33 protein-coding genes are annotated in these 26558 nt (G+C 59.8%); 20 read left to right on the forward strand and 13 right to left on the reverse strand.

Going from position 1 to position 26558, the window contains the following annotated elements:
* Positions 1–3: 3 nt before the first annotated feature.
* Positions 4–1446: a metalloprotease TldD gene (gene tldD, locus KL786_RS00785; RefSeq protein WP_215516405.1), complete on the forward strand. Its 1443-nt coding sequence runs from the start codon at positions 4–6 to the stop codon at positions 1444–1446.
* A gap of 45 nt (positions 1447–1491) precedes the next feature.
* On the opposite strand, the gene yjgA is transcribed toward tldD, so the two are convergent.
* The gene (gene yjgA, locus KL786_RS00790; protein WP_029291815.1) at positions 1492–2013 is read right to left on the reverse strand and encodes a ribosome biogenesis factor YjgA; all 522 of its coding nucleotides are present in this window, start codon (positions 2011–2013) and stop codon (positions 1492–1494) included.
* Positions 2014–2121: 108 nt separating this feature from the next.
* On the opposite strand from yjgA, the gene pmbA reads away from it, so the two are divergent.
* The 6 genes from pmbA (at position 2122) to KL786_RS00820 (ending at position 7394) form a co-directional block, all read left to right on the forward strand.
* Complete coding sequence (gene pmbA / locus KL786_RS00795; protein WP_215516406.1) at positions 2122–3468, forward strand: metalloprotease PmbA; 1347 nt, start codon at positions 2122–2124, stop codon at positions 3466–3468.
* A 152-nt stretch (positions 3469–3620) separates the two neighbouring features.
* A complete protein-coding gene (locus KL786_RS00800) occupies positions 3621–4016 on the forward strand; it encodes a FagA protein (protein WP_215516407.1) in 396 nt (131 codons plus the stop codon).
* Positions 4009–5385, forward strand: coding sequence for a class II fumarate hydratase (locus tag KL786_RS00805; protein WP_215516408.1), 1377 nt, complete (start codon positions 4009–4011; stop codon positions 5383–5385). The genes KL786_RS00800 and KL786_RS00805 overlap by 8 nt, the downstream gene beginning before the upstream one ends.
* Before the next feature lie 27 nt (positions 5386–5412).
* Positions 5413–5856: a DUF2753 family protein gene (locus tag KL786_RS00810; protein ID WP_032860091.1), complete on the forward strand. Its 444-nt coding sequence runs from the start codon at positions 5413–5415 to the stop codon at positions 5854–5856.
* Position 5857: 1 nt separating this feature from the next.
* Entirely contained in the window at positions 5858–6469 is a 612-nt protein-coding gene (locus KL786_RS00815) for a superoxide dismutase (RefSeq protein ID WP_215516409.1), read from the forward strand.
* Positions 6470–6500: 31 nt separating this feature from the next.
* Positions 6501–7394: a ZIP family metal transporter gene (locus KL786_RS00820; protein ID WP_038443334.1), complete on the forward strand. Its 894-nt coding sequence runs from the start codon at positions 6501–6503 to the stop codon at positions 7392–7394.
* A gap of 144 nt (positions 7395–7538) precedes the next feature.
* On the opposite strand, the gene KL786_RS00825 is transcribed toward KL786_RS00820, so the two are convergent.
* The 10 genes from KL786_RS00825 to KL786_RS00870 form a co-directional block, all read right to left on the reverse strand.
* Entirely contained in the window at positions 7539–7811 is a 273-nt protein-coding gene (locus tag KL786_RS00825) for an HPr family phosphocarrier protein (RefSeq protein ID WP_057438107.1), read from the reverse strand.
* Between the two features lie 16 nt (positions 7812–7827).
* The gene (gene rapZ / locus KL786_RS00830; RefSeq protein WP_215516410.1) at positions 7828–8685 is read right to left on the reverse strand and encodes an RNase adapter RapZ; all 858 of its coding nucleotides are present in this window, start codon (positions 8683–8685) and stop codon (positions 7828–7830) included.
* A gap of 2 nt (positions 8686–8687) precedes the next feature.
* Positions 8688–9152, reverse strand: a complete 465-nt coding sequence (ptsN, locus tag KL786_RS00835) for a PTS IIA-like nitrogen regulatory protein PtsN (protein WP_215516411.1) — start codon at positions 9150–9152, stop codon at positions 8688–8690.
* Between the two features lie 12 nt (positions 9153–9164).
* Positions 9165–9470, reverse strand: coding sequence for a ribosome hibernation-promoting factor, HPF/YfiA family (gene hpf / locus KL786_RS00840; protein WP_032860085.1), 306 nt, complete (start codon positions 9468–9470; stop codon positions 9165–9167).
* 75 nt (positions 9471–9545) lie between these two features.
* On the reverse strand, positions 9546–11039 hold the full coding sequence (locus KL786_RS00845) for an RNA polymerase factor sigma-54 (RefSeq protein WP_215516412.1): 1494 nt from the start codon (positions 11037–11039) through the stop codon (positions 9546–9548).
* Positions 11040–11223: 184 nt separating this feature from the next.
* The gene (gene lptB / locus KL786_RS00850; RefSeq protein WP_029291791.1) at positions 11224–11949 is read right to left on the reverse strand and encodes an LPS export ABC transporter ATP-binding protein; all 726 of its coding nucleotides are present in this window, start codon (positions 11947–11949) and stop codon (positions 11224–11226) included.
* Positions 11949–12482, reverse strand: a complete 534-nt coding sequence (gene lptA / locus KL786_RS00855) for a lipopolysaccharide transport periplasmic protein LptA (RefSeq protein WP_215516413.1) — start codon at positions 12480–12482, stop codon at positions 11949–11951. The genes lptB and lptA overlap by 1 nt, the downstream gene beginning before the upstream one ends.
* A complete protein-coding gene (gene lptC, locus KL786_RS00860) occupies positions 12469–13041 on the reverse strand; it encodes an LPS export ABC transporter periplasmic protein LptC (RefSeq protein ID WP_215516414.1) in 573 nt (190 codons plus the stop codon). Before lptC ends, lptA begins: the two co-directional genes overlap by 14 nt.
* Positions 13042–13049: 8 nt before the next feature.
* Complete coding sequence (locus tag KL786_RS00865) at positions 13050–13574, reverse strand: KdsC family phosphatase (RefSeq protein WP_032860082.1); 525 nt, start codon at positions 13572–13574, stop codon at positions 13050–13052.
* Positions 13575–14549, reverse strand: coding sequence for a KpsF/GutQ family sugar-phosphate isomerase (locus tag KL786_RS00870; protein WP_032860081.1), 975 nt, complete (start codon positions 14547–14549; stop codon positions 13575–13577).
* 288 nt (positions 14550–14837) lie between these two features.
* Here KL786_RS00870 and KL786_RS00875 point away from each other — a divergent pair, with 288 nt between their 5' ends.
* From KL786_RS00875 to hisC, 10 genes are all read left to right on the forward strand, one after another.
* The gene (locus KL786_RS00875; protein WP_029291781.1) at positions 14838–15647 is read left to right on the forward strand and encodes an ATP-binding cassette domain-containing protein; all 810 of its coding nucleotides are present in this window, start codon (positions 14838–14840) and stop codon (positions 15645–15647) included.
* Complete coding sequence (gene mlaE, locus KL786_RS00880) at positions 15647–16444, forward strand: lipid asymmetry maintenance ABC transporter permease subunit MlaE (RefSeq protein WP_032860080.1); 798 nt, start codon at positions 15647–15649, stop codon at positions 16442–16444. Before KL786_RS00875 ends, mlaE begins: the two co-directional genes overlap by 1 nt.
* On the forward strand, positions 16444–16911 hold the full coding sequence (gene mlaD, locus KL786_RS00885) for an outer membrane lipid asymmetry maintenance protein MlaD (RefSeq protein WP_032860079.1): 468 nt from the start codon (positions 16444–16446) through the stop codon (positions 16909–16911). The genes mlaE and mlaD overlap by 1 nt, the downstream gene beginning before the upstream one ends.
* An 11-nt stretch (positions 16912–16922) precedes the next feature.
* Positions 16923–17576: an MlaC/ttg2D family ABC transporter substrate-binding protein gene (locus KL786_RS00890; protein WP_032860078.1), complete on the forward strand. Its 654-nt coding sequence runs from the start codon at positions 16923–16925 to the stop codon at positions 17574–17576.
* On the forward strand, positions 17573–17878 hold the full coding sequence (locus tag KL786_RS00895; protein WP_215516415.1) for an STAS domain-containing protein: 306 nt from the start codon (positions 17573–17575) through the stop codon (positions 17876–17878). Before KL786_RS00890 ends, KL786_RS00895 begins: the two co-directional genes overlap by 4 nt.
* Positions 17879–17992: 114 nt before the next feature.
* A complete protein-coding gene (locus tag KL786_RS00900; RefSeq protein WP_010567702.1) occupies positions 17993–18232 on the forward strand; it encodes a BolA family protein in 240 nt (79 codons plus the stop codon).
* Positions 18233–18255: 23 nt separating this feature from the next.
* Complete coding sequence (gene murA / locus KL786_RS00905) at positions 18256–19521, forward strand: UDP-N-acetylglucosamine 1-carboxyvinyltransferase (RefSeq protein WP_032860076.1); 1266 nt, start codon at positions 18256–18258, stop codon at positions 19519–19521.
* Positions 19522–19734: 213 nt separating this feature from the next.
* On the forward strand, positions 19735–20370 hold the full coding sequence (gene hisG, locus KL786_RS00910; RefSeq protein ID WP_003188599.1) for an ATP phosphoribosyltransferase: 636 nt from the start codon (positions 19735–19737) through the stop codon (positions 20368–20370).
* A gap of 128 nt (positions 20371–20498) precedes the next feature.
* Positions 20499–21815, forward strand: coding sequence for a histidinol dehydrogenase (gene hisD, locus KL786_RS00915; protein ID WP_215516416.1), 1317 nt, complete (start codon positions 20499–20501; stop codon positions 21813–21815).
* A gap of 3 nt (positions 21816–21818) precedes the next feature.
* Entirely contained in the window at positions 21819–22871 is a 1053-nt protein-coding gene (gene hisC / locus KL786_RS00920) for a histidinol-phosphate transaminase (protein ID WP_215516417.1), read from the forward strand.
* A 130-nt stretch (positions 22872–23001) separates the two neighbouring features.
* Here the strand turns inward: hisC and KL786_RS00925 are convergent, their stop codons facing one another.
* Both KL786_RS00925 and upp read right to left on the reverse strand, forming a co-directional pair.
* Positions 23002–24276, reverse strand: a complete 1275-nt coding sequence (locus KL786_RS00925; protein ID WP_032860074.1) for a uracil-xanthine permease family protein — start codon at positions 24274–24276, stop codon at positions 23002–23004.
* Between the two features lie 2 nt (positions 24277–24278).
* Entirely contained in the window at positions 24279–24917 is a 639-nt protein-coding gene (gene upp, locus KL786_RS00930) for a uracil phosphoribosyltransferase (protein ID WP_032860073.1), read from the reverse strand.
* A gap of 165 nt (positions 24918–25082) precedes the next feature.
* On the opposite strand from upp, the gene KL786_RS00935 reads away from it, so the two are divergent.
* The 3 genes from KL786_RS00935 to KL786_RS00945 all read left to right on the forward strand — a co-directional run bounded on the left by KL786_RS00935 (position 25083) and on the right by KL786_RS00945 (position 26488).
* Positions 25083–25640, forward strand: a complete 558-nt coding sequence (locus KL786_RS00935; protein ID WP_029291749.1) for a hypoxanthine-guanine phosphoribosyltransferase — start codon at positions 25083–25085, stop codon at positions 25638–25640.
* A gap of 3 nt (positions 25641–25643) precedes the next feature.
* Positions 25644–26111, forward strand: coding sequence for a WbuC family cupin fold metalloprotein (locus KL786_RS00940; protein WP_215516418.1), 468 nt, complete (start codon positions 25644–25646; stop codon positions 26109–26111).
* Between the two features lie 89 nt (positions 26112–26200).
* On the forward strand, positions 26201–26488 hold the full coding sequence (locus KL786_RS00945; protein ID WP_215516419.1) for a PA4642 family protein: 288 nt from the start codon (positions 26201–26203) through the stop codon (positions 26486–26488).
* Positions 26489–26558 lie beyond the last annotated feature (70 nt).

Consider the following 26558-nt stretch of genomic DNA (forward strand, 5'->3'; position numbering starts at 1 on the left):
CCTATGAGCGAGTTGTTGTCCTCAGTCAGTGAACACCTCCTGGCGCCCGGTGGCGTGACCATCGAAAGTCTGCAAACCGTACTGGGCGACCTGGCCGGGCCGGGCATCGATGCTGCCGACCTGTATTTCCAGGGGCAGATCTCCGAGTCATGGTCCCTGGAAGACGGGATCGTCAAGGACGGCAGCTTCAACCTCGACCAAGGGGTTGGCGTGCGTGCGCAGTCCGGTGAGAAGACCGGTTTTGCCTACAGCAACGCCATCACCCTGGAAGCATTGGGCCTGGCTGCCCGCGCAGCCCGCTCGATTTCCCGGGCCGGGCAGAACGGCACCGTGCAGGCGTTCAGCACCCAGGACGTGACCCAGTTGTACGGCCCGGACAACCCACTGGAAGTCATGACCCGTGCCGAAAAGGTCGAGTTGCTCAAGCGTGTGGATGCAGCAACCCGTGCCCTCGACCCGCGTATCCAGCAAGTGAGCGTGAGCATGGCCGGCGTCTGGGAGCGCATCCTGGTGGCGTCCACCGATGGCAGCCTGGCGGCGGATGTGCGGCCGCTGGTGCGTTTCAATGTCAGTGTGATCGTCGAGCAGAACGGTCGTCGCGAGCGCGGCGGCCATGGCGGCGGCGGGCGTACGGATTATCGCTACTTCCTCAGCGAAGACCGCGCCATGGGCTATGCCCGCGAGGCGTTGCGCCAGGCGCTGGTCAACCTGGAAGCCATTCCGGCGCCGGCGGGTACGTTGCCGGTGGTGCTTGGTTCCGGCTGGTCTGGCGTGTTGCTTCACGAAGCCGTGGGCCATGGCCTGGAAGGCGACTTCAACCGCAAGGGCAGCTCCGCCTACAGCGGGCGCATGGGCGAAATGGTCGCCTCCAAACTCTGCACCATCGTCGATGACGGTACATTGGCCGGTCGTCGTGGCTCGCTGAGTGTCGATGACGAAGGCACACCCACCGAGTGCACCACGCTGATCGAAAACGGCGTGCTCAAGGGTTATATGCAAGACAAGCTCAACGCGCGCCTGATGGGCGTGGCGCGTACCGGCAACGGTCGACGTGAGTCCTACGCGCATTTGCCGATGCCGCGCATGACCAATACCTACATGCTGGCGGGTGAAAGCGACCCGGAAGAGATCATTGCCTCGGTCAAGCGTGGGATCTATTGCGCCAATCTGGGTGGCGGCCAGGTGGATATCACCAGCGGCAAGTTCGTGTTCTCCACCAGCGAAGCCTATTTGATCGAGGACGGCAAGATCACCGCGCCGGTCAAGGGCGCAACCCTGATTGGCAATGGCCCGGAAGCCATGAGCAAAGTGTCGATGGTCGGTAACGACCTGGCGCTGGACAGCGGCGTGGGGATGTGTGGCAAGGATGGGCAGTCGGTGCCGGTCGGTGTCGGCCAGCCAACCCTGAAAATTGATGCGATCACCGTGGGTGGCACGGGGTCGTAAGGCGTGGAGCTTCGGGTGGCGAAGACCGCCACCCGGGGAAGAGGATCAGCGCAGGCCGCGTTGAGTCTCGTCCAGCTCACGGATGTACTTGAAGATTTTACGGCTGGTCGCCGGCGCCTTGTTCTGTGCCAGTTCGTGCTGGGCCTGACGGATCAGGGAACGCAGTTGCTGGCGGTCGGCATCCGGATAATCCAGGACGAACTTCTCCAATACAGCGTCGTCACCGCCGATCAGGCGGTCGCGCCAACGTTCCAGGTTATGGAAACGTTCGTTGTACTGGCGAGTAGAGGCATCGAGTTGGTCGAGCAAGGTCAGAATGGCGTCAGTGTCCTGGTCGCGCATCAGCTTGCCGATAAACATGATGTGCCGTTTACGCGCGATATTCGCGGTGTGCTTGGGTGCATCCGCCAGGGCCCGACGCATTTCGTCGGTCAATGGCAGCTTGGCAATCAAGTCCGGCTTGAGTGTTGTAAGGCGCTCGCCGAGATCAACCAGAGCATGCAGCTCGCGTTTGACCTGGGTTTTGCTTTTCTCCCCATCGAGGGAGTCGTCGTAAGAATCAACCATGGTGGCAGTCCGCAAAGAAACGCCGCCATGATAACCAGTCGGGGGCCGCTTGTCCGGCCCGGTCGCTCGATGGCCTTAACCGAAAGCAGAATTTGAGTGGAGAAAACCATGAGTGCAGCCCAAAGCGTCGGTCCACAAGCATTACCGGCACTGCAGGAACAAGTTGAGCAGATCATTGCCGAGGCCAAGCGCCAGGGCGCCAGTGCCTGTGAAGTGGCGGTGTCGCTGGAGCAGGGCCTGTCGACTTCGGTACGCCAACGGGAAGTGGAAACCGTTGAATTCAACCGCGACCAGGGCTTTGGCATCACCTTGTATGTGGGGCAGCGCAAAGGTTCGGCCAGTACTTCGGCCAGCGGCCCGGAAGCGATTCGTGAAACCGTCGCCGCCGCGTTGGCGATTGCCAAGCACACCTCCGAAGACGAGGCGTCGGGCTTGGCCGATGCCGCCTTGATGGCGCGGGACCTGAAGGATTTCGACCTGTATCACGCCTGGGATATCACCCCCGAGCAGGCCATCGAAAAGGCCCTGGCCTGCGAAGCCGCAGCGTTTGATACCGATAGCCGGATCAAGAATGCCGATGGCACCACCTTGAGCACCCACCAGGGTTGCCGGGTGTATGGCAACAGCCACGGGTTTATCGGTGGTTATGCGTCGACGCGTCATAGCCTGAGCTGCGTGATGATCGCCGAGGCCGATGGCCAGATGCAGCGTGACTACTGGTACGACGTAAGTCGCCAGGGTGAGTTGCTGGCGGACCCCGCGAGCATTGGCCAGCGCGCCGCGCAACGGGCAGCGAGTCGCTTGGGCGCACGCCCGGTGCCTACATGTGAAGTGCCGGTGCTGTTTTCGGCAGAGTTGGCAGGTGGCCTGTTCGGCAGCTTCCTGGGCGCGATTTCCGGGGGCAACCTGTACCGCAAGTCGTCGTTTCTTGAAGGCGCGCTGGGCCAGAAGCTGTTTCCCGAGTGGCTGACCCTGGATGAGCGCCCGCACCTGATGCGGGCCATGGGCAGCTCGGCGTTCGATGGCGATGGCCTGGCGACCTACGCCAAGCCGTTTGTCGAGAGCGGTGAGTTGGTGTCCTACGTGCTCGGGACCTACGCCGGGCGCAAGCTGGGGTTGCCCAGTACTGCGAACTCCGGTGGCGTCCACAACCTGTTCGTGACCCATGGCGACGAAGACCAGGCGGCGTTGCTGCGGCGCATGGGCCGTGGCTTGCTGGTGACCGAACTGATGGGCCATGGCTTGAACATGGTCACCGGCGATTATTCCCGGGGCGCGGCGGGGTTCTGGGTGGAAAATGGCGAAATCCAGTTTGCCGTCCAGGAAGTGACCATCGCCGGCAATATGCGTGACATGTTCAAGCAGATCATTGCCGTGGGTAACGACTTGGAACTGCGCAGCAATATCCGCACCGGTTCGGTGCTGATCGAGCGCATGACCGTGGCCGGCAGCTAAGCACCAACCCGTTACACAGCAGCGCCACCCCTTGGGGTGGCGCTTTTTTTTGCCTGGAATATCACCAGGCCGAAAAAGCTATAGGCTCAATAGCTTGTTTTGATTCTCAATATCATTTAATAATAAATATCATTATCGAATGAGCGTGGGTCATGAGTTCTGTCTTGCACGAGGATCCCTACCTGGAAAGCTGGCGCTGGATGAGTCGTCAGATTCGCTGCGGGCTCAACCCTGATGAGCCACGCCTGATCGAACACTACTTGAACGAGGGGCGCTATCTGGCCTGCTGTACGGCCACACACCCGTGGACCATCGCCGAGACCTCGTTCCGCCTGCTGATTGACACCGCCAGTGATATCGCCTTGCCCTGGCATTGGCGCTCCGTGTGCCTGGACCAGGCCTGGCGCCCTCTGCGGGACCTGGAAAACCTGTCTCACTGTGCCTGCCGCCTCAAGCGCTGGCAGACCTTTGCCTGGCAATTGGCGACCTGTGAATTGTTGCCGTCTATTTCTCACTCCGACTTGGTGCAAGGATCTTCCGATGAGTAATACCCGTATCGAACGCGACAGCATGGGCGAGTTGCAAGTCCCCGCAGAGGCTTTGTATGGCGCCCAGACTCAGCGTGCGGTGAACAACTTTCCGATCAGCCACCAACGCATGCCGACCCAGTTCATTCGTGCCCTGATCCTGGCCAAGGCTGCGGCCGCCAAGGCCAATGTCGATCTCAAGCAGATCAGCGAAGGCCAGGGCAAAGCCATCGTCGAGGCAGCCCAAGGCTTGTTGGAAGGCGACTTCATGCAGCACTTCCCGGTGGATATCTTCCAGACTGGTTCCGGCACCAGTTCCAACATGAATGCCAACGAAGTGATCGCGACCCTGGCCAGCCGCCTGCTGGGCGAGCCGGTCAACCCAAACGATCACGTCAACTGCGGGCAGAGCAGCAACGACATCATCCCGACCACCATCCATGTCAGCGCCGCGTTGGTGCTGCATGAGCAGACGTTGCCGGCGTTGCTGCACTTGGTTGAAGTGATCGAGCGCAAGGCGGTTGAAGTCCATCCGTTCATCAAGACCGGGCGTACGCACCTCATGGATGCCATGCCGGTGCGTATGAGCCAGGTCCTGGAGGGCTGGGCGCAGCAGCTCAAGGCCAATATCGGTCACCTGCAAGGCCTGCTGCCAAGCCTGCAAGCCTTGGCGCAGGGCGGTACTGCGGTAGGCACCGGGGTCAACGCACACCCTGAGTTTGCTGTGCGTTTCAGCCAGCAACTGAGCAACCTGACCCAAGTGCATTTCACACCGGGCAAGAACCTGTTCGCCTTGATTGGCTCCCAGGACACCGCCGTGGCTGTTTCCGGCCAACTCAAAGCCATTGCCGTAACGCTGATGAAAATCGCCAACGACCTGCGCTGGATGAACTCCGGCCCACTGGCAGGCCTTGGTGAAATCGAGCTCGAAGGCCTGCAGCCGGGGTCGTCGATCATGCCCGGCAAGGTCAACCCGGTGATCCCGGAGGCCACCGCGATGGTTGCGGCACAGGTTATCGGCAATGACAGCGTGATCACGGTTGCGGGGCAGTCTGGCAACTTCGAGCTGAACGTGATGTTGCCGATCATCGCCCAGAACCTGCTCGGCAGCCTGGAGTTGCTGGCCAACTCCAGCCGCCTGCTGGCGGACAAGGCCATCGCCAGCTTCAAGGTCAACGAACCCAAGCTCAAGGAAGCCTTGTCGCGCAATCCGATCCTGGTCACCGCACTCAACCCGATCATTGGTTACCAAAAGGCTGCTGAAATCGCCAAGAAAGCCTATCAACAAGGCCGGCCGGTGATTGATGTGGCTCTCGAACACACCGACTTGCCGCGCAGCCAACTGGAGGTCCTGCTGGACCCGGAAAAGCTCACGGCGGGCGGTGTGTAATCACCGACCCTGCTTTGGAGGCTCACCATGGAGCACTGGAAACGCACGATCGAACGGGCCAATCGCTGCTTTATGCAGGGCGAACTGGTGGATGCCCGCGAGCATTACCTGCAGGCGCTGGCCCTGGCCCAAGTGTTGTTCGAGCGCTGGGGTGATGCCGACGAAGCCGTGGCAGCTTGCGTTATTTCCCACCACAACCTGGCGGACCTGCACCTGCGCTTGAACCAGCCTGAGGAAAGCGCCGAATACCTCTGCGCCATTCACCAGCGCTTGCTGCAGACCATGCAGGACACTCGGCTGCCTCAAGCCTTGCGCGAGGCGGCCTTGCGCCAGAGCAGCAAGACCTACGTTGAACTGTTGAATTTCATCAGCGATCACGGCGAGTACCCCCGTACCCATCGCTTGCTGGGCAGCAATACGGCGCAGACGGATGTGCCGACCCGCAACAGCCCTTTTTATGGAGCCCATTGATATGACCTACACCTTGCCTGCCTTGCCTTATGCCTACGATGCCCTGGAACCGCATATCGATGCGCAAACCATGGAAATCCACTACACCAAGCACCACCAGACCTATATCAATAACCTCAATGCCGCCGTCGAAGGCACTGAGTTTGCCGGTTGGCCGGTAGAGAAGCTGGTCTCCAGCGTCCAGCAACTGCCGGAAAAACTGCGTGTGGCGGTGATCAACCAAGGCGGTGGGCATGCCAACCACTCGTTGTTCTGGGCGGTCATGTCGCCCAAGGGCGGCGGTAAGCCCGAGGGCGTCCTGGGTCAGGCGATTGATGCACAGCTGGGTGGTTTTGACGCGTTCAAGGATGCATTCACCAAGGCCGCGCTGACTCGTTTTGGCAGTGGTTGGGCCTGGCTGAGTGTCACCCCGCAAAAGACCCTTGTCGTCGAAAGCAGTGGCAACCAGGACAGCCCATTGATGAACGGCAATACGCCGATCCTCGGCCTGGATGTCTGGGAGCACGCCTACTATCTGCTCTATCAAAACCGCCGCCCTGAATACATCAACGCCTTCTACAGTGTTATCAACTGGCCGGAAGTCGCTGAGCGCTATCAGGCTGCACTGGCTTAATGCCCTCTCATAACAAGATCTAAGGCCGACTATGGGCACTGAAACACTGGCGATCAGCAGCGTACGAATGTTCCGTTATGCGTTTGGCTCGCTGCTGCTATTGGCGGGAACTGCATTGCTGGTGGCCCACGGGCTGGCCTGGCTGAACCTGGAGCCACGGATTCTGCGGGCCCTGCAGGGTGGTGCAATTTGTGCCCTGGGCACAGCATTGGGCGCGGTGCCGGTCCTGGTGATCCGGCGGATGCCGCTGGCGGTCAGCGACACATTGCTGGGCTTTGGTGCCGGGGTGATGCTGGCGGCGACGGCGTTTTCGCTGGTCGTGCCGGGAATCGCCGCCGCCGAAAACCTGGGGCTGACGCCCTGGGCCTCCAGCGGATTGATCAGTTTTGGCATTATGTTGGGCGCTTTCGGTTTGTTCCTGGTGGACCGCAAGGTCTCCGGGGCCAGCCCGGAGATGCTGGTCGGTACGCCCGACAAACCGGTAATCCCACCGCGCATCTGGCTGTTTGTGTTTGCCATCATTGCCCACAACATTCCCGAAGGCATGGCGGTGGGTGTCTCGGCCGGTGGCGGCATGCCCGATGCCGATAGCCTGGCCATGGGCATCGCCTTGCAGGATGTGCCCGAGGGGTTGGTGATTGCGTTGGTACTGGCAGGGGCGGGGATGTCGCGGGTCAAGGCATTCCTGATCGGTGCTGCATCCGGGCTGGTAGAGCCGGTGTTTGCCGTGCTCTGTGCCTGGCTGGTCAGCCTGGCCGAGATGCTATTGCCTTTGGGCCTGGCCCTGGCGGCTGGGGCGATGCTATTGGTGGTGACTCATGAAGTGATTCCCGAGTCGCGGCGCAATGGCCATGACAAGCTGGCCAGCCTGGGGCTGTGCATCGGGTTTTGTCTGATGATGGCCATGGATACAGCGCTGGGCTGACTTCTAGCGCAAAATCACTGTAGGAGCTGGCTTGCCAGCGATAGCGGTGTATTAGTCGATAAAAATGTTGGCTGATCCACAGCTATCGCAGGCAAGCCAGCTCCCACACAAGCCCGTACACATGGGATTTATGTTGGGCAGGGATTATTCGCCTTCATCGAAGTAGTTGTTGATCAACTTCACCAGCGCATCCAGCGCTTCCTGTTCCTGCTCACCTTCGGTCTTCAGGTGAATTGTGGTGCCCTTGCCGGCTGCCAGCATCATCATCGCCATGATGCTTTTGCCGTCGACCATGGATTCTGGCGTACGCCCAGCACGGACTTGGCAAGGAAACTGGCCCGCAACCCCGACAAATTTAGCCGACGCGCGGGCATGCAAGCCCAGTTTGTTGATGATTTCAATTTCCAGAGCGGGCATCGCGAAGGTGTTCCTTTCAGCTAAGGTCGCGGTGGCGGACCTGGACATTCTTGAGGGTTTTCTGCAGGGCCTGGCCCAGGCGCTCGGTCAGGTAGACGGAGCGGTGATGCCCGCCGGTACAGCCAATGGCGATGGTGACATAGGCCCGGTTGCTGGCGGCAAAGCGCGGCAGCCACTTGAGCAGGTAACTGGAGATATCCTGGAACATCTCCTCGACATCCGGTTGGGCTGCCAGGTACTCGGCCACCGGCTGGTCCAGCCCGGACTGATCGCGCAGTTCCGGCTTCCAGTAGGGATTGGGCAGGCAGCGCACGTCAAACACCAGGTCGGCGTCTACCGGCATGCCCCGCTTGAAACCAAAGGATTCAACCAGGAAGGCCGTGCCGGGCTCCGGCTGGTTCAGCAGGCGCAGCTTGATGGCGTCACGCAGTTGGTACAGGTTCAGGCTGGTGGTGTTGATCTTGAGGTCGGCCAAATCAATGATCGGCCCCAACAGCTTGGTCTCGTCCTCGATGGCTTCCGCCAGCGAGCGGTTCGAGCTGCTCAGCGGGTGGCGGCGACGGGTTTCCGAGAAGCGCTTGAGCAGCGTTTCTTCGTCGGCATCCAGGTACAGCACGTCGCAATGAATATGCTTGGCGCGTACCTCTTCAAGCAGTTCCGGGAATCGCGTGAGGTGGCTGGGCAGGTTGCGTGCGTCGATCGATACAGCCACCAGCGGTTGCGCCAGCTCGGTATGGATCAGTGCGCGTTCGGCCAACTCGGGCAGCAGGCCTGCCGGCAAGTTGTCGATGCAATAGAACCCATTGTCCTCAAGCACGTTGAGGGCAGTACTTTTACCCGAGCCGGAACGCCCGCTGACGATGATCAAACGCATGATTACTGCCCGCTTTGCTCATCCAGGACAACCTGATACAGCGCTTCGTTGGTGCTAGCACTGCGCAGCTTCTTACGTACATCTTCACGGTCGAGCATGCTGGCGATCTGCCGGAGCAGCTCCAGGTGTGCATCGGTAGCGGCTTCCGGGACCAGCAGGACAAACAGCAGGTCAACCGGGGCGCCATCGATGGCGTCGAAATCAATGGGGGCCTCCAGGTGCAGCAGGGCGCTGACCGGGGTTTCACAGCCTTTGAGGCGGCAGTGTGGAATTGCGATGCCGTTGCCAAAACCGGTCGAGCCGAGTTTTTCACGAGCAATCAGGGCCTCGTACACATCTTGCGTATCCAGCTCAGGCACTTCGCGGCCGATCAGGTTGGCAATCTGTTCGAGGGCTTTCTTTTTACTGCCGCCCGGCACGTTCACGAGGGAACGGCCGGGGGTCAGGATGGTTTCAAGTCGAATCATGGGTGGGGAGTGTTAGCGGCCTGTGCCTTGAAGAAGGCTCTGCTGCTTTTCCTTATGCTTTTTGATTTGGCGATCCAGCTTGTCGGTCAGGTCATCAATGGCGGCATACATGTCTGAATGCTCGGCATTGGCGACTACTTCCCCGCCGGGTATACGCAAGGTGGCTTCGATTTTCTGCTTCAGCTTTTCGACAGACATGATGACTTGCACATTGGTGATCTTGTCGAAATGCCCCTCAATTCGTTTGAGTTTTTCGCTGATGTAGGCGCGCAGCGGTTCGGTCACTTCCAGTTGGTGTCCACTGATGTTGACTTGCATACAGCTTCTCCTTCGTTGCCAGTGCATAAAGCGGCGGGTAGGAATACCCGCCACTGGAACGCTGTGGCCCGCCCGTCACATCAACCGCTTACGCTCGCTGGAAGGCGCGATCCCAAGGGACTCGCGGTACTTGGCGACGGTTCGACGGGCGACCTGAATGCCTTGTGCCTCCAGTAAACCAGCGATCTTGCTGTCACTCAACGGCTTTTTCTGATTTTCCGCGGCAACCAGTTTTTTGATGATCGCGCGGATCGCCGTGGACGAGCATTCGCCGCCTTCGGAGGTGCTGACATGGCTGGAGAAAAAGTATTTCAGTTCATAAATTCCCCGTGGGGTATGCATGAACTTCTGGGTGGTTACCCGGGAAATGGTCGATTCATGCATGCCAACCGCTTCGGCAATATCATGCAGTACCAGCGGTTTCATCGCCTCGTCGCCATATTCCAGGAAGCCACGCTGGTGCTCGACGATCTGGGTAGCCACTTTCATCAGGGTTTCGTTACGGCTTTGCAGGCTCTTGATGAACCAGCGCGCTTCCTGCAACTGGTTGCGCATGAAGGTGTTGTCGGCGCTGGTATCGGCCCGGCGTACGAAACCGGCGTACTGCGGGTTGACGCGCAGGCGCGGTACCGATTCCTGGTTCAGTTCCACCAGCCAGCGCTCGTTGTCCTTGCGCACGATCACGTCGGGGACGACGTATTCGGCTTCGCTGGACTCGATTTGCGAGCCGGGGCGCGGGTTGAGGCTCTGTACCAGTTCGATAATCTGGCGCAGATCGTCTTCCTTGAGCTTCATCCGGCGCATCAACTGGCTGTAGTCGCGGCCGCCCAGCAGGTCGATGTAATCGGTGACCAGGCGCTGGGCTTCGGCCAGCCATGGGGTCTTGGCCGGCAACTGGCGCAGTTGTAGCAGCAGGCACTCGCTGAGGTTGCGGGCGCCGATGCCGGCAGGCTCGAACTGCTGGATGCGGTGCAGGACTGCTTCGATTTCGTCCAGCTCGATATCCAGTTCCGGGTCGAAAGCCTCAAGGATTTCTTCGAGTGTCTCGTCCAGGTAGCCCTGATTGTTGATGCAATCGATCAGGGTCACGGCGATCAGGCGATCGGTGTCGGACATCGGTGCGAGGTTCAATTGCCACAGCAGGTGGCTCTGCAGGCTCTCGCCAACGGAGGTGCGGGTGGTGAAGTCCCACTCGTCATCGTCGTTGCTGGGCAGGCTGCTGGCGCTGGTCTGGTAGACGTCTTCCCAGGCCGTATCCACCGGCAGTTCATTGGGAATGCGTTCGTTCCATTCGCCTTCTTCCAGGTTATCCACCGTGGGTGCGGTTTCCTGGTAGGACGGCTCCTGGACGTCGGTATTGGGTTTTTGCTCGATGTTGTCGGCCAGCGGGTCGGCGTTATCGAAGTCGTCGCCTTCTTCCTGGCGTTCGAGCATCGGGTTGGACTCCAGGGCCTCCTGGATTTCCTGTTGCAGGTCCAGGGTCGACAATTGGAGCAGGCGGATGGCCTGTTGCAGCTGCGGTGTCATCGTCAGCTGCTGGCCCATTCTCAGGACTAGCGATGGTTTCATGGCAGGGGCTTAACACCTTATTCGCCGGCGCAATGCGCCATCCACGACAGGGCGCGTGAGCGCCAAACATAAGCAAATTATATGCCTGATATCGGGGGCTTTGCCTAGAGCGCGGTAACAATAAAAATAATGAGGTTTTTATTGACTCCCGCGCCTGATGGCGAATGTCCTGACACCACAGTGCTTACAGGCGGAATTCGTGCCCCAGGTACACTTCCTTGACCAGTTCGTTGGCCAGGATGGTAGCGGAGTCACCTTCGGCAATCAGTTGGCCATCGTTGACGATGTACGCGGTTTCGCAGATATCCAGGGTCTCACGCACGTTGTGGTCGGTGATCAGCACGCCGATCCCCTTGGCCTTGAGGTGATGGATGATCTGCTTGATGTCGCCAACCGAAATCGGGTCGACACCGGCGAAGGGTTCATCCAGCAGGATGAATTTCGGTGCGGTGGCCAGGGCGCGGGCGATTTCCACACGACGACGCTCGCCGCCGGACAGGCTCATGCCGAGGTTGTCGCGAATGTGGTTGATGTGGAATTCCTGCAGCAGGCTTTCCAGCTCCTGGCGACGTCCGTCGCGATCCAGTTCCTTGCGGGTTTCAAGGATCGCCATGATGTTGTCGGACACTGACAGTTTGCGGAAGATCGACGCCTCCTGGGGGAGATAGCCGATACCGGCCCGTGCACGACCGTGCATTGGCTGGTGGCTGACGTCCAGGTCGTCGATCAAGACACGACCCTGGTCGGCCTGGACGAGGCCGACGATCATGTAGAAGCAGGTGGTCTTGCCGGCACCGTTGGGGCCAAGCAGGCCGACGATCTGGCCGCTGTCGATCGACAGGCTGACGTCGCGCACGACCTGACGGCTTTTATAGGCCTTGGCCAGATGCTGGGCTTTCAGGGTTGCCATTACTCGGCCTTCTTCTTCGGCTGGATAACCATGTCGATACGCGGGCGTGGTGCGGTGACCTTGGTGCCATTGGCGCGGCCGGCAGTCGCAACTTGCTTGACGGTGTCGTAGACGATTTTCTCGCCTTCGGTCGAGTTGCCGTCGCTGCTGATCACTTTGGCGCGGTCAGTCAGTACGATGCGGTTTTGCGGCGCGTGGTACTGGATGGTTACGCCGTAGCCTTTGATCGGACCTGGATCGGCGGCGTTCTGCTTCTGTTCGAAATAGGCAAGGTTGCCCACCGAGGTCACGACGTCGATGTCGCCGGCCGGGGTGCGGGTCAGGGTCACGGTATTGCCGGTAATTTTCATCGAGCCTTGGGTGATGATTACATCGCCCTTGTAGGTCGCGATACCTTGCTTGTCATCCAGCTGCGCATCGTCAGCCTGAATGTGGATCGGTTGCTGGCTATCGTTCGGCAGAGCCCAGGCGCTCACGCTTCCCAGTGCTGCGCCCAGACCGAGCAAAATAGGGAGGGTTTTAACGAGCCTCATACTGTCCTCTTACGTTCGATAGCAGGTGTATCCTGCTTTCTTTCAAATACGCTTTCATTCCCTTGCCAGTCGATACACCGCCAGCGCCGTCGATTCTAACGTCTTGCTCGGTCTGCGCATATTGCTTCTGTGGGAATACGGTCATGCGACTGCTGGTAATGATGGTCTCGCGGTTCTGTGCGTCGGTGCGCGCAACGCGCACCGAATCGATCAGCTCCACTTCGGTACCGTCCGGGTTGACCTCGCCACGCTTGCTGGTGACATGCCACGGGAATTCGGTGCCGCGATACAGGTTCAGGTCGGGATTGGTCAGCAATGTGACCTCCGAAGCCTTCAAGTGTTCGACCTTGTCCGACGTCATTTCGTATTGCACCTTGCCGTCAGGCAGGAACTGCACGCTGTAGGCGTTGGTGGCGTAATAGTCGATGGCGCCCTGGTCGGCCTGCACAACAGGCTGGTCGAGGAAGCGCTCCGGGCTGATATTCCAGTAGCCCACCGCCAGGAACAGCGCGGTGATGGCTCCGAATATCAGGAAGTTGCGAATCTTTTTGCTCAGCATAGAAGGCTCTATAGGTAGGCGGCGTGGGCCGCTTCAAGGCTGCCCTGGGCACGCAGGATCAGCTCGCAGAACTCGCGGGCGGCGCCTTCGCCGCCACGGGCCTGGGTGATGCCATGGGCATGCTCGCGGACAAACGACGCGGCATTGGCCACGGCCATGCCCAGGCCTACGCGGCGAATCACCGGCAGGTCAGGCAAGTCGTCGCCCAGGTAGGCAACCTGCTCATAGCTTAGGTTGAGTTTGCCAAGAAGCTCATCCAGAACCACCAGTTTATCCTCGCGCCCCTGATAGAGGTAAGGAATCCCCAGGTTTTGTGCGCGGCGTTCCACAACTGGCGTCTTTCGACCACTGATGATCGCGGTTTGCACACCAGAGGCCATCAGCATCTTGATGCCCTGGCCGTCCAGTGTGTTGAAGGTCTTGAATTCGCTGCCGTCTTCGAGAAAGTACAGGCGGCCGTCGGTCAGCACGCCGTCGACGTCGAAAATTGCCAGTTTGATGGCCTTGCCCCGTTGCAACAGGTCGTTGCTCATTTACATCACTCCTGCGCGCAGCAAATCGTGCATGTTCAGGGCACCGATCGGGTGATCGGCATCGTCGACCACCACCAGGGCGCCGATTTTGTGGTCTTCCATGATCTTCAGGGCTTCAGCCGCGAGCATTTCGGCGCGGGCGGTCTTGCCGTGGGGGGTCATGACTTGATCGATGGTTGCGGTGTGGATATCGATGGTGCGGTCCAGGGTGCGGCGCAGGTCGCCGTCAGTGAATACCCCGGCCAGGCGCCCGTCGGCTTCCAGGATCACCGTCATGCCCAGGCCCTTGCGGGTCATTTCCATCAAGGCGTCCTTGAGCAACGTGCCGCGCTGTACCTGTGGCAGCTCATCGCCGGAATGCATCACATTTTCCACTTTCAGCAGTAGGCGACGACCGAGGGCACCACCTGGGTGGGAAAAGGCGAAATCTTCGGCGGTAAAACCGCGGGCTTCCAGCAGGGCCACGGCCAGCGCGTCGCCCATGACCAGGGCGGCGGTGGTTGAGGAGGTCGGCGCCAGGTTGAGCGGGCAGGCTTCGTGGGCCACGTGCACGTTCAGGTTCACTTCGGCGGCCTTGGCCAGCGTCGAATCCGGGTTGCCGGTCACGCTGATCAGCTTGATGCCCAGGCGCTTGATCAGCGGCAGCAGGGTCACGATTTCGTTGGTGGTGCCGGAGTTGGACAAGGCCAGGATCACGTCATCACGGGTGATCATGCCCATGTCACCATGACTGGCTTCGGCCGGGTGCACGAAAAATGCGGTGGTGCCAGTGCTGGCCAGGGTGGCGGCAATCTTGTTGCCGACATGGCCTGATTTGCCCATGCCGACCACGACAACCCGGCCTTTACTGGCCAGGATCATCTCGCAGGCGCGTACGAAATCTGCGTCGATATGGGCCAGCAAGCCTTCTACGGCTTCAAGTTCGAGGCGGATGGTGCGTTGTGCGGATTGAATAAGGTCGCTGGATTGGCTCATGTCTGAAATCGTATAGCCTGACGAAAAGTCGGCGATTATAGCGGTAATGAGCAATTCCCTCACGCAAGTTCGTCAGGCGTTGTGCTTCTTAAGACTGAGAACAGTCGCAAAAGCGCTTTTTACCTGTCCTGTTTCTGAACAAGCGCTGCTCCGGCCTTGGGCGCTTTATGTCAGCAGTGATATAGTTCGCCGCCAGTTCGGTCCGCGCAGTCCACATGTGTCTAACTGTCGCAAGCAGTTGTCCCAAGCATGGTGTCTGAGTGAGAAGCTGCATCCCAAGGAGTTTAGATGAGTGCCGATAACGCCTACGCGGTCGAGCTGAAGGGCCTTTCCTTCAAGCGCGGTACGCGCAGCATCTTCAATAATGTCGATATTCGCATTCCCCGCGGCAAAGTGACGGGCATCATGGGGCCGTCCGGCTGCGGCAAGACGACCCTGCTGCGCCTGATGGGCATGCAACTGCGCCCAACCGCCGGGGAAGTCTGGGTCAACGGCCAGAACCTGCCGACCCTGTCGCGCAGTGACCTGTTCGATGCGCGCAAGCACATGGGTGTGCTGTTTCAGAGCGGCGCTCTGTTCACCGATCTCGACGTTTTCGAAAACGTCGCGTTCCCGTTGCGGGTGCACACCCAACTGTCCGAAGAAATGATTCGTGACATTGTATTGCTGAAACTGCAGGCCGTCGGCCTTCGCGGTGCCATCGACCTGATGCCAGATGAACTCTCCGGCGGTATGAAGCGGCGTGTCGCCTTGGCACGTGCGATTGCCCTCGACCCCCAGATCCTGATGTATGACGAGCCGTTCGTCGGCCAGGACCCCATCGCCATGGGGGTCTTGGTGCGTCTGATCCGTCTGCTCAACGATGCGCTGGGTATCACCAGTATCGTGGTTTCCCATGACCTGGCCGAAACCGCGAGCATTGCCGACTACCTCTATGTTGTCGGTGATGGCCAGGTGTTGGGGCAGGGTACGCCTGAAGAACTGATGAACGCTGACAACCCGCGTATTCGCCAATTCATGACCGGCGATCCTGATGGCCCGGTGCCTTTTCATTTTCCGGCAGCGGACTACCGCTCAGATCTTCTGGGGAAGCGCTGATGCGCAAGACATCTTTAATCGAGAAGGTTCGTCTTTTCGGTCGCTCTGGCATCGACATCCTCGAAGTGCTCGGGCGTTCGACGATTTTCCTGTTTCACGCCTTGCTTGGCCGCGGCGGTATTGGCGGTGGTTTTGGCTTGCTGCTCAAGCAGTTGCATTCGGTGGGCGTGATGTCCCTGGTGATCATCGTGGTCTCCGGGGTGTTCATCGGCATGGTGCTGGCGTTGCAGGGCTTCAATATCCTGTCCAGCTACGGTTCCGAGCAGGCGGTGGGGCAGATGGTTGCGCTGACGCTGTTGCGTGAGCTGGGGCCGGTGGTCACGGCATTGCTGTTTGCCGGGCGTGCCGGTTCTGCGTTGACCGCCGAGATCGGCAACATGAAGGCCACCGAGCAGTTGTCCAGCCTGGAAATGATCGGCGTGGACCCGCTCAAGTACATTGTTGCCCCGCGCCTGTGGGCCGGCTTCATTTCCCTGCCACTGCTGGCGATGATCTTCAGCGTGGTCGGGATCTGGGGTGGTTCGTGGGTGGCGGTGGACTGGCTGGGGGTCTACGACGGCTCCTACTGGGCCAACATGCAGAACAGCGTGACCTTCAGCGGTGACGTGCTCAATGGCATTATCAAGAGCATCGTCTTCGCCTTTGTCGTGACTTGGATCGCCGTATTCCAAGGCTATGACTGTGAGCCCACTTCAGAGGGGATCAGTCGTGCCACCACCAAGACCGTTGTGTACGCCTCGCTGGCGGTACTGGGCCTTGACTTCATTTTGACCGCCTTGATGTTTGGAGATTTCTGATGCAAAACCGCACTGTGGAAATCGGTGTCGGCCTTTTCTTGCTGGCTGGCATCCTGGCTTTACTGTTGCTCGCCCTGCGAGTCAGCGGCTTGTCGACCAGTCCGGCCGCCGATACCTATAAACTTTACGCCTACTTCGACAATATCGCCGGTTTGACGGTCAGATCCAAAGTGACCATGGCCGGTGTGACCATCGGCAAGGTCACGGCAATCGATCTGGACCGCGACAGCTTCACCGGCCGCGTGACCCTGCAACTGGACAAGAAGGTAGATAATCTGCCGAATGACTCCACTGCATCTATTCTCACGGCGGGTCTGCTGGGCGAGAAGTACATCGGTATCAGCGTGGGCGGGGAAGAAGCCTTGCTCAAGGATGGCTCGACCATTCATGACACACAGTCGTCGTTGGTGCTTGAGGACCTGATCGGTAAATTCCTGCTTAATACGGTTAGCAAAGACGCCAAATGAGGAGTTTGTTCATGATCTCTACCTTGCGACGTGGCCTGTTGGTGCTGTTGGCAGCCTTGCCATTGATGGCTAACGCCGTGGCGGCGCCTTCGGCGCACGACATTATTGATAGAACCACCAAAGAACTGCTGGCTGACCTTGCCGCGAACAAGGACAAGTACAAGCAGAGCCCAGGCGCGTTCTACGACGCCCTTAACGGGATCGTGGGGCCGGTGGTCGACGCTGACGGCATCTCCCGCAGCATCATGACCGTCAAGTACTCGCGCAAGGCTACGCCTGAGCAGATGCAACGCTTCCAGGAAAACTTCAAGCGCAGCCTGATGCAGTTCTACGGCAACGCCCTGCTGGAATACAACAACCAGGGCATCGTCGTTTCCCCGGCCAAGGATGAGTCTGGCGACCGCACCAGCGTGGATATGCAGGTCAAGGGCAACAATGGCTCGGTCTATCCGGTTTCCTACACCCTTGAGAAAATCAACGGTGAGTGGAAAGTGCGCAACGTGATCATCAACGGCATCAACATCGGCAAGTTGTTCCGTGACCAGTTTGCCGACGCCATGCAGCGCAATGGCAACGACCTGGACAAAACCATCAATGGTTGGGCTGGCGAAGTGGCCAAGGCCAAGGAAGTGACCGAAGAAGCCGCAGAGAAGCAGGCCCCATGACTGAGTCGGCTGTTCGTCAAGGCCAGGCCGGCGAGTTGCTCTTGAGTGGCGTGCTCGACTACAGCACCGGGCCGGCCTTGCGCAAGCAGGGCCAGGCGCTGATCAATGCCAGCACTGCGTCGGCATTGGTTATCGATTGCTCGGCGGTGGTGAAGTCCAGCAGTGTTGGCTTGTCATTGCTCCTGTGTTTCCTACGTGACGCCGCCGCAGTCAGCAAACCTGTCAGTATTCGCGCATTACCCGAGGATATGCGGGAAATTGCCCAGGTTTGCGGTCTGGCGGAGCTGTTGGCGCATCCTTAATACACATTATTGAAGAAGCCCCCCGTCAGAGTCCTGCTATGCGGGGTTCGCAGGCGCGGGGCTTTTTTGTATGATGTGCGACCCGCGCGCACTGGGCGCCGATAGAGGTTGAGCATGCAGGCCCTAGAAGTTAAAAGCTTCCTTGAAGGAAAGCTGCCGAATACTGAGGTTGCAGTTGAAGGCGAAGGCTGCAATTTCCAGCTGAACGTGATTAGCGATGAACTGGCGGCATTGAGCCCGGTCAAGCGTCAGCAGCAGATCTATGCCCATTTGAACCCGTGGATCACCGATGGCAGCATCCATGCGGTCACTATGAAATTTTTCAGCCGCGCGGCCTGGGCCGAGCGCACCTGAGCCCCCAAGGCGTCGAGATTCTTATGGATAAATTGATTATTACCGGCGGTGCCCGTCTTGATGGCGAAATCCGTATCTCCGGGGCTAAAAACTCGGCCTTGCCGATCCTGGCCGCTACCTTGCTGTGCGATGGCCCGGTTACCGTAGCCAACCTGCCGCACCTGCACGACATCACTACGATGATCGAGCTGTTCGGCCGCATGGGCATTGAGCCTGTGATCGACGAGAAGCTGTCGGTCGAAATCGATCCGCGCACCATCAAGACCCTGATCGCACCGTACGAACTGGTGAAAACCATGCGTGCCTCGATCCTGGTGCTGGGCCCGATGGTCGCCCGTTTCGGCGAAGCCGAAGTGGCTCTGCCTGGCGGTTGCGCCATCGGTTCGCGTCCGGTGGACCTGCACATCCGTGGCCTTGAAGCCATGGGCGCAACCATCGACGTCGAAGGCGGCTACATCAAGGCCAAGGCGCCGGAAGGCGGCCTGCGTGGTGCGAGCTTCTTCTTTGATACCGTCAGCGTGACCGGTACCGAGAACATCATGATGGCCGCTGCCCTGGCCAAGGGCCGCAGCGTCCTGCAAAACGCCGCGCGCGAGCCGGAAGTGGTCGACCTGGCCAACTTCCTGAACGCCATGGGCGCGAAGGTTTCCGGGGCTGGCACCGACACCATCACTATCGATGGTGTAGAGCGTCTGCACACGGCCACCTATAAAGTGATGCCGGACCGTATCGAGACCGGTACCTACCTGGTTGCCGCTGCCGTGACCGGCGGCCGCGTCAAGGTCAAGGACACCGATCCGACCATCCTGGAAGCGGTCCTGGAAAAACTGCGTGAAGCAGGTGCCGAAATCACCTGCGGCGAAGATTGGATCGAGCTGAACATGCATGGCAAGCGGCCAAAGGCCGTCAACGTGCGTACTGCTCCGTACCCGGCGTTCCCGACCGACATGCAGGCGCAGTTCATCTCCCTGAACGCGATTGCCGAAGGTACCGGTGCGGTCATCGAAACCATCTTCGAAAACCGCTTCATGCACGTGTATGAACTGCACCGCATGGGCGCCAAGATCCAGGTCGAAGGCAACACTGCCATCGTTACCGGCATCGAGCAGCTCAAGGGCGCGCCAGTGATGGCGACCGACCTGCGGGCTTCGGCCAGTCTGGTGATCTCGGCACTGTGCGCTGACGGCGACACCCTGATCGATCGCATCTACCACATAGACCGTGGCTACGAGTGCATCGAAGAAAAACTGCAGATGCTCGGCGCAAAAATCCGCCGCGTACCGGGCTAGTCCCAGCTGCACTGTAGGCGCGAGCTTGCTCGCGAAAAACGTCAACGATAACGCGTTTATCCAGAATCAACGTGGTGTCCATGAGTTCTTCGCGAGCCAGCCCGCTCCTACAAACACTGGTTTGTTTCAAATCGAGGCTGTCATGGCCTCGATCTGTGTCTGGCGCCGTTTGCGACCGGACAGCAATAGCCTGATGAAGGACTGACGTTTCCCATGTTGACCATCGCACTGTCCAAGGGCCGCATCCTTGACGATACATTGCCGCTTCTGGCTGAAGCGGGCATCGTGCCGACCGAGAATCCGGACAAGAGCCGCAAGCTGATCATCCCCACGACCCAGGACGACGTTCGCCTGTTGATCGTGCGGGCTACCGACGTGCCGACCTATGTTGAACATGGCGCCGCCGACCTCGGTGTCGCCGGTAAGGACGTGCTGATGGAATACGGTGGCCAGGGGCTGTACGAGCCGCTGGACTTGCGTATCGCCCTGTGCAAGTTGATGACTGCTGGCCGTGTCGGTGATGTCGAGCCCAAGGGCCGCTTGCGGGTGGCCACCAAGTTCGTCAACGTCGCCAAGCGTTATTACGCCGAGCAAGGCCGTCAGGTCGACATCATCAAGCTCTACGGCTCGATGGAGTTGGCGCCGTTGATTGGCCTGGCCGACAAGATCATCGACGTGGTCGACACCGGCAACACCCTGCGCGCCAATGGCCTGGAGCCCCAGGACTTTATCGCCGACATCAGCTCCCGGCTGATCGTCAACAAAGCTTCGATGAAAATGCAGCACGCCCGTATCCAGGCGTTGATCGACACCCTGCGCAAGGCAGTGGAGTCTCGACACCGCGGTTGACTCACCCGCGTAGCTGAAAAGCTGCGCCCGTCTATCCGCCTCATAGCCAGAATTCTCAGGTGCCCAAGCGGAAACGACTGCTAGTTTAGGGCGCCTGAGTCTTTGCCAATTCTATTGAGGCCCTCGCTATGACCACGTCCACTGCAATTGCCCGACTCAACGCTGCCGACCCGGATTTCGCCCATCATCTGGATCATCTGCTGAGCTGGGAAAGCGTGTCCGACGATTCGGTCAACCAGCGGGTGCTCGACATCATCAAGGCTGTGCGCGAGCGCGGCGATGCGGCGCTGGTGGACTTTACCCGGCAGTTTGACGGCCTGGACGTCAAGTCCATGGCTGACCTGATCCTGCCCCGCGAACGCCTGGAGCTGGCCCTGACGCGCATCACGGCGCCTCAGCGTGAAGCCCTGGAAGTGGCGGCAGCGCGGGTGCGTAGCTACCACGAGAAGCAGAAACAAGACTCCTGGAGCTACACCGAGGCTGATGGCACGGTGCTGGGCCAGAAGGTCACGCCCCTGGACCGTGCCGGCCTGTATGTGCCGGGTGGCAAGGCTTCGTATCCGTCGTCGGTACTGATGAACGCGATTCCGGCCAAGGTGGCAGGTGTGACCGAAGTGGTCATGGTCGTGCCGACCCCGCGCGGTGAAATCAACGAGCTGGTGCTGGCAGCGGCCTGTATCGCTGGGGTTGATCGCGTGTTCACCATCGGTGGCGCGCAAGCCGTTGCGGCCCTGGCCTATGGCACCGAAAGCGTGCCGAAGGTGGATAAGGTGGTCGGCCCAGGCAACATCTACGTCGCCACCGCCAAGCGCCACGTATTTGGCCAGGTCGGCATCGACATGATCGCCGGCCCTTCGGAAATCCTCGTGGTGTGCGACGGCCAGACCGACCCGGACTGGATCGCCATGGACCTGTTTTCCCAGGCCGAGCACGACGAAGACGCCCAGTCGATCCTGGTCAGCCCCGACGCCGAGTTCCTCGACAAGGTGGCCGCCAGCATCAATAAACTGCTGCCGACCATGGAACGTGCCGAGATCATCGAGAAGTCGATCAATGGCCGTGGCGCGCTGATCCTGGTGCAAGACATGGAACAGGCCATCGAAGTCGCCAACCGCATCGCGCCGGAACACCTGGAGCTGTCCGTGGCCGATCCACAAGCCTGGCTGCCGTCGATTCGCCATGCCGGGGCGATCTTCATGGGCCGCCACACCAGCGAAGCCCTGGGCGACTACTGCGCCGGTCCCAACCACGTCCTGCCGACGTCCGGCACTGCGCGCTTCTCGTCGCCGCTGGGGGTGTACGACTTCCAGAAGCGCTCGTCGATCATCTTCTGCTCGCCACAGGGCGCCTCGGAGCTGGGCAAGACCGCCTCGGTGCTGGCCCGTGGTGAATCGCTGAGCGCGCACGCCCGCAGCGCCGAATACCGCATCGTCAAGGGAGAGTAAGGCATGAGCAAATTCTGGAGCCCCTTCGTCAAGGACCTGGTGCCTTACGTGCCCGGCGAGCAGCCGAAGCTGACCAAGCTGGTCAAGCTCAACACCAACGAAAACCCCTATGGTCCATCGCCCAAGGCGCTGGCAGCCATGCAGACCGAGCTGAACGACAACCTGCGCTTGTACCCCGACCCCAACAGCGATCTGCTCAAGCAGGCGGTGGCCAAGTATTACGGGGTCGATGCAGGCAAGGTCTTCCTCGGCAATGGTTCCGATGAGGTCCTGGCGCACATCTTCCACGGTCTGTTCCAGCACGACTTGCCGCTGCTGTTTCCGGATATCAGCTACAGCTTTTATCCCGTCTACTGCGGGCTGTATGGCATCAAGTCCGACCCGGTGCCGCTGGATGAGCAGTTCCAGATCCGCGTGGCGGACTATGCCAAGCCTAACGGCGGGATCATCTTCCCCAACCCGAACGCGCCGACCGGCTGCGTGCTGGCACTGGATGCGGTAGAGCAACTTCTCAAGGCCAGCCCGGATTCGGTGGTGGTGGTTGATGAGGCCTATATCGACTTCGGCGGCGAAACCGCGATCAGCCTGGTGGACCGTTACCCGAACTTGCTGGTCACCCAGACCCTCTCCAAATCGCGCTCACTGGCCGGTCTGCGGGTCGGCCTGGCGGTGGGCCATCCGGACCTGATCGAGGCGCTGGAGCGGGTCAAGAACAGCTTCAACTCGTATCCGCTGGATCGCCTAGCGATTGTCGGCGCGGCGGCAGCCTTTGAAGATCGTGAATACTTCGAGAAGACCTGCCAGTTGGTCATCGACAGTCGCGAGAAGGTGGTTGCGCAGTTGGAGGGTAAAGGCTTTGAAGTGCTGCCTTCGGCGGCCAACTTCATCTTTGCCCGCCACCCACGGCACGACGCAGCCGGCCTGGCGGCCAAACTGCGTGAGCAAGGGGTGATCGTGCGGCACTTCAAGCAGGAGCGGATTGCCCAGTTCCTGCGGATCAGCATCGGTACGCCAGAGCAGAACCAGGCGCTGGTCGATGGCTTGGGCGATCTTTAAGGCTTGGATCTACATCGGCTGGACTGGCCTCATCGTGGGCAAGCCCGGATCCCACATTGGAATACACTTCAATGTGGGAGTCGGGCTTGCCCACGATGAGGCCATCAGCAACACCGACAATCCGCAGCTTTTAGAGCAACGGCTCGTCCGGCTTCTTGTGCTTCCAGCCATCATTGCCCGGCAGCAGCAGGTTCAAACCAATTGCCACCACGGCACAGAGGGCGATGCCCTTGAGGCCGAAATCATCCGGACCGGTGCCGGTGCCGATCAGCACACCACCAATCCCGAAGACCAGGGTCACTGACACAATCACCAGATTGCGCGCTTCGCCCAGGTCGATCTTGTGACGGATCAGGGTATTCATCCCCACCGCGGCAATCGAGCCGAACAACAGGCACAGAATCCCGCCCATCACCGGCACCGGAATGCTCTGCAGCAGCGCGCCGAACTTGCCGACAAAGGCCAGGGTGATGGCGAATACTGCCGCCCAGGTCATGATCTTCGGGTTGTAGTTCTTGGTCAGCATCACCGCGCCCGTCACTTCGGCGTAGGTGGTGTTGGGCGGGCCGCCGAACATACCGGCAGTGGTGGTGGCGATACCGTCGCCCAATAGCGTGCGATGCAGGCCGGGCTTTTTCAGGTAATCGCGACCAGTCACGCTACCCACGGCAATCACGCCGCCGATGTGCTCGATGGCCGGTGCCAGGGCCACCGGGACGATAAACAGGATCGCCTGCCAGTTGAACTCCGGTGCGGTGAAGTGGGGCAGGGCGAGCCATGGGGCGGCGGCGATCTTCGCGGTATCGACCACGCCAAAGTAGAACGACATGCCAAAACCCACCAGCACCCCGGCAATGATCGGCACCAGGCGGAAAATGCCCTTGCCGAATACGGCCACGATCAGCGTGGTCAGCAGCGCTGGCATCGAGATCATCATCGCCGTCTGGTAATGGATCAGCTCGGCACCGTCACCGCTCTTGCCCATCGCCATATTGGCGGCGATCGGCGCCATGGCCAGGCCGATGGAGATGATCACCGGCCCGATGACCACGGGCGGCAGCAGCCGGTCGATAAAACCGGTGCCTTTGATCTTCACGGCCAGGCCGAGGAAGGTATAGACGAACCCCGCCGCCATCACGCCGCCCATGGTCGCCGCGAGGCCGAACTGGCCCTTGGCGAGAATGATCGGGGTGATAAAGGCAAAGCTCGATGCCAGGAACACCGGCACTTGGCGCCCGGTCACGATCTGGAACAGCAACGTGCCAAGGCCTGCGGTAAACAGTGCAACGTTTGGATCAAGACCTGTGATCAGCGGCATCAACACCAACGCGCCAAATGCTACGAAGAGCATTTGTGCGCCAGACAGGATCTGGCGCCAAAGCGGGTCGTTGAATTCATCCTGCATGCTCACGCGTCCTTCTGCTTGGTGCCGAAGATCTTGTCGCCAGCATCGCCCAGGCCCGGAATGATGTAGCCGTGCTCGTTCAGGCGTTCATCAATGGACGCGGTGTAGATCATCACATCCGGGTGCGCTTTTTCGACGGCGGCGATCCCTTCGGGCGCAGCCACCAGCACCATGGCGCGGATGTCCTTGCAGCCGGCTTTCTTCAGCAGGTCGATGGTGGCGACCATGGAACTGCCGGTGGCCAGCATCGGGTCGATGATCATCGCCAGGCGTTCGTCGATTTCCGGGACGAGTTTTTCCAGGTAGGTGTGGGCCTGCAGGGTTTCTTCGTTGCGGGCTACGCCCACAGCGCTGACCTTGGCGCCCGGGATCAGGCTCAGCACGCCTTCAAGCATGCCGATGCCGGCGCGCAGGATCGGCACCACGGTAATTTTCTTGCCGGCGATTTTCTCGACCTGGACGGGACCGCACCAACCGGGGATCTCGTAGTTTTCCAGGGGTAAATCTTTAGTGGCTTCGTAGGTGAGCAACGCTCCGACTTCCTGAGCAAGCTCACGGAAGTTCTTCGTGCTAATGTCGGCGCGGCGCATAAGGCCGAGCTTGTGTCGGATCAGCGGGTGGCGGATCTCACGGATGGGCATGGGGAAAGGCTCCGGCGGCGGGCAAAAAAACCGGCCTAGATTAATCTATCCGAGGGTGTTGTCCTATAGACAACCAGTACGTTAGTCCATAAAGGCTTGAACGTTGCGTCCCAGAAGCGTACCTTCGCCCGCTTTTCTTGCCACAGTACCCCTCTGGAGAGCGCCATGTCCGCTGATCTCGACCATATCCGTCAAATCATGCGCGAGGCTGACTGCCTGTACACCGAAGCACAAGTCGAAGAGGCTATCGCCAAGGTCGGCGCGCACATCACCCGCGAAATGGCCGACACCAACCCGGTGGTGTTCTGTGTGATGAACGGTGGTCTGATTTTCGCCGGCAAATTGCTGACTCACCTGCAATTCCCCCTGGAAGCGTCCTACCTGCACGCCACCCGCTATCGCAATGAAACCAGCGGCGGTGACCTGTTCTGGAAAGCCAAGCCGGAAGTGTCGTTCATCGACCGCGACGTATTGATCATCGACGACATCCTCGACGAAGGTCATACCCTGGGCGCGATCATCGACTTCTGCAAACACGCCGGTGCGCGCAAAGTGCACACCGCCGTGCTGATCGATAAAGACCACGACCGCAAGGCCCGCCCGGACCTGAAAGCCGATTACGTTGGCCTGCCGTGCATCGACCGCTACATCTTTGGTTACGGCATGGACTACAAAGGCTACTGGCGTAATGCCAATGGCATCTTTGCTGTGAAGGGGATGTAAGCCATGGCGCGTTTTCTTGATCAATCTCTGTTTGCCGAATTGGCCGAGAAAGCCGCCGCCAGCCCCCGTGGCCGGCAGAACGTCAACTTCCACCAGATGGAAGAGCCGTGCCATCGCATGGCTGTCGGTTTACAGCCACACACCTACGTGCAGCCTCATCGTCACCTCACTGCTGACAAGGCCGAGACCCTGCTGGTACTCAAGGGGCGCCTGGGCATTCTGATCTTCAGCGACTCAGGCGAAGTTCTCGAACGGCGCATCTTGCAGGCGGGTGGAGAGTGCCAGGGTGTTGATCTGTCGCCCGGCGTTTTCCATGGCTTGGTGGTGCTTGAGCCCGACTCGGTGATGTTCGAGTGCAAGGCTGGCCCTTATCGCCCGGTAGGCGAGGGCGAGCTGGCGAGCTGGGCACCCCGTGAAGGCGAAGCCGGTATGGCTGAGTATCATCGCTGGATGCTGGCCCAGTTCGACTGAGTCCACATTCGATTTTCGTGGCTTCCGAACCTTGAGTCCCGCAGGTAGACTTCTACCCCCGTGTAAATGTCTGCAGGCTGGAGTCGGCAATGCGTAAAGATAAGAAACAGTTGATTGGTGACGAGATCGGCGACGATCAAATCAAGTTGTTCCTGGACTTCGAGCCGGTCGACGCCACTTCACCTTCCCTGCACAAACTGATCAAAGCCTATCGCGGCTTGCGCATCGACGATTTCGGGCGTTTCCTGGCCTTTTTCAAGGAGGCCGGCCTGGACCTCGACGGCAAGGACGAGCACGGCCAGACCTTCGTCGACCTGATCAAGGACCAGCGCAATGCGGACGAGTACATCGAGTTGATCGACCAAGCTCGCGGCTGATTGTCCAAGACATAAAAAAACGCCCCGCTCTCATCACGAGAGCGGGGCGTTTTTTATCGCTTCTTTGTAG

It is taken from the genome of Pseudomonas sp. TAE6080, from assembly GCF_018732265.1.
GTDB lineage: Bacteria > Pseudomonadota > Gammaproteobacteria > Pseudomonadales > Pseudomonadaceae > Aquipseudomonas > Aquipseudomonas brenneri.

Coding starts and splice junctions, on each gene's coding strand:
- tldD (WP_215516405.1), top strand. CDS start 4: ATGAGCGAGTTGTTGTCCTCAGTCAGTGAACACCTCCTGGCGCCCGGT.
- yjgA (WP_029291815.1), bottom strand. CDS start 2,013: ATGGTTGATTCTTACGACGACTCCCTCGATGGGGAGAAAAGCAAAACC.
- pmbA (WP_215516406.1), top strand. CDS start 2,122: ATGAGTGCAGCCCAAAGCGTCGGTCCACAAGCATTACCGGCACTGCAG.
- KL786_RS00800 (WP_215516407.1), top strand. CDS start 3,621: ATGAGTTCTGTCTTGCACGAGGATCCCTACCTGGAAAGCTGGCGCTGG.
- KL786_RS00805 (WP_215516408.1), top strand. CDS start 4,009: ATGAGTAATACCCGTATCGAACGCGACAGCATGGGCGAGTTGCAAGTC.
- KL786_RS00810 (WP_032860091.1), top strand. CDS start 5,413: ATGGAGCACTGGAAACGCACGATCGAACGGGCCAATCGCTGCTTTATG.
- KL786_RS00815 (WP_215516409.1), top strand. CDS start 5,858: ATGACCTACACCTTGCCTGCCTTGCCTTATGCCTACGATGCCCTGGAA.
- KL786_RS00820 (WP_038443334.1), top strand. CDS start 6,501: ATGGGCACTGAAACACTGGCGATCAGCAGCGTACGAATGTTCCGTTAT.
- KL786_RS00825 (WP_057438107.1), bottom strand. CDS start 7,811: ATGCCCGCTCTGGAAATTGAAATCATCAACAAACTGGGCTTGCATGCC.
- rapZ (WP_215516410.1), bottom strand. CDS start 8,685: ATGCGTTTGATCATCGTCAGCGGGCGTTCCGGCTCGGGTAAAAGTACT.
- ptsN (WP_215516411.1), bottom strand. CDS start 9,152: ATGATTCGACTTGAAACCATCCTGACCCCCGGCCGTTCCCTCGTGAAC.
- hpf (WP_032860085.1), bottom strand. CDS start 9,470: ATGCAAGTCAACATCAGTGGACACCAACTGGAAGTGACCGAACCGCTG.
- KL786_RS00845 (WP_215516412.1), bottom strand. CDS start 11,039: ATGAAACCATCGCTAGTCCTGAGAATGGGCCAGCAGCTGACGATGACA.
- lptB (WP_029291791.1), bottom strand. CDS start 11,949: ATGGCAACCCTGAAAGCCCAGCATCTGGCCAAGGCCTATAAAAGCCGT.
- lptA (WP_215516413.1), bottom strand. CDS start 12,482: ATGAGGCTCGTTAAAACCCTCCCTATTTTGCTCGGTCTGGGCGCAGCA.
- lptC (WP_215516414.1), bottom strand. CDS start 13,041: ATGCTGAGCAAAAAGATTCGCAACTTCCTGATATTCGGAGCCATCACC.
- KL786_RS00865 (WP_032860082.1), bottom strand. CDS start 13,574: ATGAGCAACGACCTGTTGCAACGGGGCAAGGCCATCAAACTGGCAATT.
- KL786_RS00870 (WP_032860081.1), bottom strand. CDS start 14,549: ATGAGCCAATCCAGCGACCTTATTCAATCCGCACAACGCACCATCCGC.
- KL786_RS00875 (WP_029291781.1), top strand. CDS start 14,838: ATGAGTGCCGATAACGCCTACGCGGTCGAGCTGAAGGGCCTTTCCTTC.
- mlaE (WP_032860080.1), top strand. CDS start 15,647: ATGCGCAAGACATCTTTAATCGAGAAGGTTCGTCTTTTCGGTCGCTCT.
- mlaD (WP_032860079.1), top strand. CDS start 16,444: ATGCAAAACCGCACTGTGGAAATCGGTGTCGGCCTTTTCTTGCTGGCT.
- KL786_RS00890 (WP_032860078.1), top strand. CDS start 16,923: ATGATCTCTACCTTGCGACGTGGCCTGTTGGTGCTGTTGGCAGCCTTG.
- KL786_RS00895 (WP_215516415.1), top strand. CDS start 17,573: ATGACTGAGTCGGCTGTTCGTCAAGGCCAGGCCGGCGAGTTGCTCTTG.
- KL786_RS00900 (WP_010567702.1), top strand. CDS start 17,993: ATGCAGGCCCTAGAAGTTAAAAGCTTCCTTGAAGGAAAGCTGCCGAAT.
- murA (WP_032860076.1), top strand. CDS start 18,256: ATGGATAAATTGATTATTACCGGCGGTGCCCGTCTTGATGGCGAAATC.
- hisG (WP_003188599.1), top strand. CDS start 19,735: ATGTTGACCATCGCACTGTCCAAGGGCCGCATCCTTGACGATACATTG.
- hisD (WP_215516416.1), top strand. CDS start 20,499: ATGACCACGTCCACTGCAATTGCCCGACTCAACGCTGCCGACCCGGAT.
- hisC (WP_215516417.1), top strand. CDS start 21,819: ATGAGCAAATTCTGGAGCCCCTTCGTCAAGGACCTGGTGCCTTACGTG.
- KL786_RS00925 (WP_032860074.1), bottom strand. CDS start 24,276: ATGCAGGATGAATTCAACGACCCGCTTTGGCGCCAGATCCTGTCTGGC.
- upp (WP_032860073.1), bottom strand. CDS start 24,917: ATGCCCATCCGTGAGATCCGCCACCCGCTGATCCGACACAAGCTCGGC.
- KL786_RS00935 (WP_029291749.1), top strand. CDS start 25,083: ATGTCCGCTGATCTCGACCATATCCGTCAAATCATGCGCGAGGCTGAC.
- KL786_RS00940 (WP_215516418.1), top strand. CDS start 25,644: ATGGCGCGTTTTCTTGATCAATCTCTGTTTGCCGAATTGGCCGAGAAA.
- KL786_RS00945 (WP_215516419.1), top strand. CDS start 26,201: ATGCGTAAAGATAAGAAACAGTTGATTGGTGACGAGATCGGCGACGAT.